6 protein-coding genes are annotated in these 6,978 nt (G+C 33.7%); 2 read left to right on the top strand and 4 right to left on the bottom strand.

All coding sequences use genetic code 11. The features are described 5' to 3' along the window. Positions 1 to 299: 299 nt before the first annotated feature. From HCB38_RS14955 to yugI, 4 genes are all read right to left on the bottom strand, one after another. On the bottom strand, positions 300 to 1,058 hold the full coding sequence (locus tag HCB38_RS14955; RefSeq protein ID WP_003722392.1) for a DeoR/GlpR family DNA-binding transcription regulator: 759 nt from the start codon (positions 1,056 to 1,058) through the stop codon (positions 300 to 302). Positions 1,059 to 1,162: 104 nt separating this feature from the next. Next, positions 1,163 to 2,515, bottom strand: a complete 1,353-nt coding sequence (locus tag HCB38_RS14950; RefSeq protein ID WP_185320055.1) for a glucose-6-phosphate isomerase — start codon at positions 2,513 to 2,515, stop codon at positions 1,163 to 1,165. A 102-nt stretch (positions 2,516 to 2,617) separates the two neighbouring features. Beyond that, positions 2,618 to 3,025, bottom strand: coding sequence for an NUDIX hydrolase (locus HCB38_RS14945; RefSeq protein WP_185608186.1), 408 nt, complete (start codon positions 3,023 to 3,025; stop codon positions 2,618 to 2,620). Between the two features lie 148 nt (positions 3,026 to 3,173). Continuing rightward, positions 3,174 to 3,527 (bottom strand): S1 domain-containing post-transcriptional regulator GSP13, encoded by a 354-nt coding sequence (gene yugI, locus HCB38_RS14940; RefSeq protein WP_185320057.1) that lies wholly within the window; start codon positions 3,525 to 3,527, stop codon positions 3,174 to 3,176. 153 nt (positions 3,528 to 3,680) lie between these two features. On the opposite strand from yugI, the gene HCB38_RS14935 reads away from it, so the two are divergent. Both HCB38_RS14935 and HCB38_RS14930 read left to right on the top strand, forming a co-directional pair. Continuing rightward, positions 3,681 to 4,850 (top strand): MalY/PatB family protein, encoded by a 1,170-nt coding sequence (locus HCB38_RS14935; protein WP_185638954.1) that lies wholly within the window; start codon positions 3,681 to 3,683, stop codon positions 4,848 to 4,850. A 52-nt stretch (positions 4,851 to 4,902) separates the two neighbouring features. Beyond that, positions 4,903 to 6,840, top strand: coding sequence for a retron Eco8 family effector endonuclease (locus HCB38_RS14930; protein ID WP_185638952.1), 1,938 nt, complete (start codon positions 4,903 to 4,905; stop codon positions 6,838 to 6,840). The last annotated feature ends 138 nt before the right edge of the window (positions 6,841 to 6,978 follow it).

Below are 6,978 nucleotides of genomic sequence, written 5' to 3'. Positions count from 1 at the left end.
CGCTAGCAATTAAATTACTAGTTTGTTTTTGTTGAAAACAGCTTTCTGTTTTCTGCCCTGCGATTACCAGTGAGACTTTACGTCTCATTGCTTTTCGTCTTCTTCTTTGTTCAGTTTTCAAAGGTCAATTTCTTTTGCTGCTAAAGCGTTTGTCCGTATCAGCAACGTTTATAAATATACCAAGATTTTTGCCTTTCGTCAATACTTTTTACAAAGTTTTTTAAATAAAGATGAAAAAAGATTAATTTAGTGTATAAATTGATGTTAGAACTATGTTTTATAGTCAATCCTAGAAGACATTAGGTTGTATAAATTTGCATTCCTTTTTCTTCAAATTGTTCTTTCAAGACTGGATCTATTTCTTTTCCAGTGATGATAGAGGATATTTCATCTAAGGCTGCGTATTTGTATAAAGAAATGCGGCCGAACTTGGTGTGATCGGTTACTAGAATGACTTCATCAGCTGAGTGGAGCATTTGTTGTTTGGCTGGGATTAGATATTCATCATAGTGCATTAACCCCTTATCAATATCAAGAGCTGGTGTGGTTACGAAGGCTTTATGCACATGAATACTTTGTAAAGTTCCACTCGTTATCATACCGTTAAGGATGAATGTTTCCGGATAGATGACTCCACCTGTCACGATTACTTTGGACGGGGAAAAGCGCATTATGGAAGCTACATTAATATCATTTGTTATCACGGTTAATTTGGAGCGGTCTTTTAATGCTGTTGCGATATGTCCAGTTGTTGTTCCGGCATCTAGTATGATTGTATCCCCGTCTTTGACCATTGTCGCTGCTAAAGTGGCGATGCGTTGTTTTTCTTCGTAGCGTACTTCGCTTCGTTTTTTCCAGTTAGGTTCAGAAACTACTTTTTCTTCTATCATAACTCCGCCGTGGGTTCTTTTTAGTTTTTTGTCTTTTTCTAAAGAGGTTAAATCGCGGCGAATGGTTGCTTCATGAACTTCGAAATGTTTAGCTAGTTCACTAACGGTTGCTATTTTACGACTTTTAACATATTGGACGATGGCTCGCTTTCGTTCGATAGATAGCACTTCTTCCCCTCCTTTTGTTTAACTATATGGTAACTCCAATAGAAAAAAATCGCAAACAATCAAAAAACCTTGGAGCAATTGGCTCCAAGGTTTGGAAATGAAAATTAATCGTTTAAGCGTTTTTCTAGTTCTGCTTTTTTATCTTCGAAGCCTGGTTTGCCAAGTAATGCGAACATGTTGGCTTTATATGCTTCTACTCCAGGTTGGTCAAATGGATTTACGCCATTTAGGTAACCACTGATAGCTACAGCTTTTTCAAAGAAGTATACTAGGTAGCCGAAAGTATAAGCATCTAGTTCTGGTACTTCTACAACAAAGTTTGGAACTTCGCCGTCTGTATGTGCTAAAAGCGTTCCTTCGAATGCTTTTGTGTTAACGAAATCAACTGTTTCGCCAGCAAGGTAATTTAAGCCATCTAAATCTACTTCTTCTTTATTGATAGTTAAATTGTGGCGTGGTTTGTCCACTTTGATAACTGTTTCAAAAAGGTTACGACGGCCATCTTGGATATATTGACCGATGGAATGTAAATCTGTAGAGAAGTTAGCGCTCGATGGGTAAATTCCTTTTTTATCTTTACCTTCACTTTCGCCGAATAATTGTTTCCACCATTCGTTGAAATATTGTAAACCTGGTTCGTAGCTGATTAGAAGTTCAGTTACTTTGCCTTTACGGTAAAGGACATTACGAGCTGCTGCATATTGGTATGCAATGTTATTTTTAAGTTCTGGTTTGTCGAAATCTTTGCTTGCTGCTGCCGCTCCGTTCATAAGTGCATCAATATCTACACCGCTCACTGCGATTGGAAGTAAACCTACTGCAGTTAAAACAGAAAAACGTCCGCCAACATCGTCTGGTACAACAAAAGTTTCATAGCCTTCGTTGTCAGCTAATGTTTTTAGCGCGCCTTTTGCTTTATCAGTTGTAGCGTAAATGCGTTTTTTCGCGCCTTCTTCGCCGTATTTTTTGATTAAAAGTTCTTTGAAAACACGGAAAGCAATTGCTGGTTCTGTAGTTGTTCCGGATTTAGAAATAACGTTAACAGAGAAATCACGGTCGCCAACTACTTCAATTAAGTCATGTAAGTAGGAAGAACTAATGCTATTTCCTGCAAAGAATACTTGAGGTGTTTTACGCGTACCTTTTTCAAGTACATTATAGAAGGAATGATTCAAAGTTTCGATTGCAGCACGTGCCCCGAGGTAAGAACCACCGATACCGATAACGATTAATACGTCGGAGTCGCTGTGGATTTTTTCTGTTGCTTTTTTGATACGAGCAAATTCTTCTTTGTCGTAATCTGTTGGTAGGTTAATCCAACCAAGTGCATCATTACCAGCACCTGTACCGTTATGTAAAGAATCATGAGCTGCTTTTACTGCTGGTTCAAGATAATCAAGTTCGCGTTCTTCAAAAAAACGGAGCGCTTTGGAATAATCAAATTTAATATGTGTCATTGTTTTCCCTCCAAATTTTAAAAAAGTTTCTTTATTAACTTTATATCAATCAATGCTTTTTAGCAAGGATAGACCATGTGAAATTTAAGCCTTTTTGAAAAATCAGGTATAGTTTTCATATAAGACTCCCTCGCTTCTAACTAGTTCATTTAAAGATAATTGGTCTATGGCTAATAAATCGTCAGCAAGCGGAATCGGTATCCATTTTACTCGAAAGACATTGTCGTCGTTTGAAAGAGCCACCATCTCACCCACTGGTTTTGCTCGAAAAATAAATGTACAAACATGTTCCCAAGTAGCGCGTCTCTCTTTGCAGTGCAAAATAGACTCTATTTCTATATCGATATTTGTCTGTTCTTTTACTTTACTTGCGAGCGCTTCTTCCAACGTTTGATCTGTTTCGACATGTCCTCCTGGAAAGGCCCAGGCTAAATTACGGTTTCGAACTATTAATATTTCGTCTTTCTTTTCATTGTATACAAATGCTTGCACATGAATAGATCTTTTCACGAAAATCCCCCTTTTTGACTATTTTATACAATTGAATAAATTGAAAATTACTACTAACTATTCCCTTTTTCTAAAATTTTAGTCAATTAAATTTATCAGCCTAGTAATTTACTCTAAATAGGGCATGATACCAAGCTGATGGAGATTTTTATTTATCTGCTTTATTAATCCATTCTTCTAATTTATCTCGTAATGTGTTGAACCCTTCATCATTTTCACCAGATGATACAGCTTTTCTCTTAGCTGGTTGTTCTTTTGGCGTTTCTTCAGTGGCTCTAATAGAAAGACTGATTTTGTTTTTTTCTTCATCAATGTCTAGTATTTTCACTTTCACCTCTTGGCCAACTTCAAGAAAATCATGGATATCTTTGACAAAACCATGTGTGATTTCTGAAATATGAACTAAACCTTGTGTAGAATTATCTAGTGCTACAAATGCACCGTAACTTTGGATTCCGGCAATTTTCCCAGAAACTACTTCTCCCACCTTGAATGTACTCATCCTCATTCCACCTACTTTCAACCTTACAATATTTTATAAATTATAACACTTAGACGAAACTTTAACAATTATTCTAAATCCTTCTATGGTGAGCTTTTAAGGGAGGATTTATGCTATAATTGAGACGAATGAAAGAGAAGGAGCGTGACATAATTGAGTCAATTTGATGAAGTCATTCCACGTATTGGAACTAATTCAGAAAAGTGGGATGGGGCAGAAGAATTATTTGGCAGAAAAGATATTATTCCAATGTGGGTAGCGGATATGGATTTTCGTGCGCCGCAGCCTGTACTTGATGCATTCAAGCGTCAAATCGATCACGGAATTTTTGGTTATTCAACAAAATCAGCGGCACTTGTCGAAGCTGTTATTGATTGGAACAAAGAACAACACCAGTTCGACATCGATCCGAGTACTTTGTTTTTCAACGGGGCTGTTGTTCCAACTATTTCGCTAGCAATTCGTTCGTTAACAAGTGAAGGTGATTCTGTTCTAATGGTTTCGCCGATTTACCCGCCTTTTTTCAACGTAACCAAAGCTACAGAACGAAAAGTAGTTATGTCACCACTTATATATGAGAACCACCAATATCGAATTGATTTTACTGATTTAGAAAAACGGATGAAAGAAGAAAAGGTAAAATTATTCCTTCTATGTAATCCGCAAAACCCTGGTGGCCGTTGTTTCACGACAGAAGAACTAGTGGAACTTGCTCATCTGTGTGAAAAATACCAAATTCCGATTGTTTCAGATGAAATTCACGCTGATTTAGTAATGAAAAACCATAAACATGTACCAATGATGGTTGCTGCGCCATTTTATAAAGATCAAATTATCACTTTGATGGCCGCTACAAAAACGTTTAATTTAGCTGCTATTAAAGCTTCCTACTATATTATTACGAATAAAGACTACCAAGCAAAATTCGCCGCGGAGCAAAAATATGCTACAACGAACGGGCTTAATGTTTTTGGGATTGTTGGTACAGAAGCAGCCTACCGGGATGGCGCTCCTTGGTTAAAAGAACTGAAAGAATATATTTATAGTAATTATGAATATGTAAAAGCTGAACTCGAAAAAGAAGTACCAGAAGTTGGCGTAACGGACTTAGAGGCAACTTACTTGATGTGGCTTGATTGCCGTGCGCTTCCTAAAGACGAAAAAACGATTTACGCCGATTTAATTGAAGCTGGTGTTGGTGTCCAAATGGGATCTGGATTTGGACATTCTGGTAAAGGTTTTGTCCGTTTTAATATTGCCTGTCCAAAAGAAACTTTAGAAAAAGCCGTGAAACTCCTGATTCAAGGCTTAAAAAAGAACTAATATTTAACGTCGATGTTGAAAACCATTAATTATTTATGAAAGGTGCACGCAAATGTCAATAACATCTATCGAAATAAAAAACTTTAAATCTATAGACTACCTAAAAATAAATATTTCTGAATTAAATGCTTTAGTTGGGAAAAACGGCGTAGGAAAAACTACAATTCAAAATGCAATAAGGTACTTTTATAATAATCTAATCAATATTGAAAATAGTAATAACAATTTTGATACTATTAATCCCTTTAGAAATACGATAGAAATTTCCATTGAATATGATCTTTCTAAGATTCAGAATTACGCCCCTACAAATTATTTGCAAAAAGCGCTTTCTATGACCGAATTTGATAATAGTACTAAAATAGTAACAATGGTTCAAAAAAAAAATAACCCTATTAAGTGGAATATCAATTATGAAGAACGATATATTATATATAATTCGCATCCTATCTACTTTTGCGATACAAGATCCGTTGATTTAACTAATTGGGATACATTATGGCAAATCGTAGGCGATTTAATTAATGCAAAAGATGTAAATAATATTATTGAAAGATTATCAAACAAAATAAACAATAAAGATTTTAAACGTTTTACTGAATATGAACAGCTTTTCAGAAATTTTTTAGAGACAAATAAATTTGCAATACAATCTGATAGTAAAAAAAACCAAGTAATTTCCTTGTTACAATTACAATTAGGGGGGAAAAAATTTTTAAATCATAATGAGAAATTAGATTACTTTTCTGATGGTACTAATTCTCAAAGTTATATATTATTTTTGTGCTATATTGCACATGAAATTTCTAATAAGAGATTAAAAGAAGTAACTGTCTTTTTGGATGAACCTGAATTAGGTTTACATCCTCAAATGATAGATCAATTGATGGAAAAGTTGGTTTTATACTCAAAAAACGTTAAATTCATCATTTTTTCACACTCTCCAAGACTTGTTGCAGCAATTATTAAAGGTAGAGGAGAGTTGTATAAAATTCAGTTAAATAATAAATATACCAGACTGACAAAAATAGTAAAACAGGCAGAAAAAAAATATCAACTAATTGTCACTGAGCGTGAAGCTAGCTGCTATTTCTCCGATTTAGTTTTATTTGTAGAAGGGATTTCTGAGCTAGAATTATTTAATCATAAAACATTGATTAAATTATTTCCTTTCTTAAAAAGAGTAGAAGTTATTAACACTGCATCAAACGACCATATTTTAAAACTTTTTCATTCTATTACTCCTAAAATCCCATATTTAATACTTAATGATATGGATAAAGTTCTTACCTTTAAGAATATTGATATAGATAAACAAAAAATCGAACTTAAGAGTTTATGGTATTCCCCATTGAAATTTAATAGTACTAATTCTGCTTATTCATATGCAAAAGATATTGAAAATAGATTAAAATATTCCTATTCAAAAAAAGACTCAAAAACGAAATTAGCTTTACGAAATAAAATTTTAAAAGATGTTGATAAATCTATTGAAACTAGTGGTGAGCTACAAATTATTTCCGAAAATCCAGCTTCTATAGTTATGATTCGCCAATTTTGTTCACAATATAACTTGCTATTAACAGAAAATACTATTGAAGGAAGTATTATCAATAATTCTAATTATCGAACATTTAATCTTTGGCGAAAGAATTTTTCCCCAAATTACAAATTAGATAAATTGTTAACAAAGGCATCAAAATTTGAAAAAACCGTCATCTTAAGGATTTTATTTAAGGGTAAATTAGATACTTTAATAAACTATAAAGATAAAACTTCTAGTAAGTATGGGTTTATTGTTGATAATGCAATTGATAAAAATACTGGATGGATTACATCATTTTTGAACTTTTACGAAGAAAGAGTACTAGGTTTAAAAAAATTTCAAAATGACAAAAATAACAAGCTTAAGATTCAAAGATTTAAACAAGACTTTCCCGAAATTTATGCTATAATTAACTTAGTGAAAGAAAAAATAAGTGATGAGTAGAAGTTTAATTTATTGAACTCCATTTAATAAATTAGCCCGTAAAGAACTCATATATGGTTTGACAAGATTGACACCTTTTCAAATCCCGAGTCAATCTATCGGAAAAATAAATACAATAAAGCTAGGCTTAGTTTATCC

It is taken from the genome of Listeria farberi (genome assembly GCF_014229295.1).
GTDB lineage: Bacteria > Bacillota > Bacilli > Lactobacillales > Listeriaceae > Listeria > Listeria farberi.
This window is presented reverse-complemented; position numbering and strand designations above follow the sequence as displayed.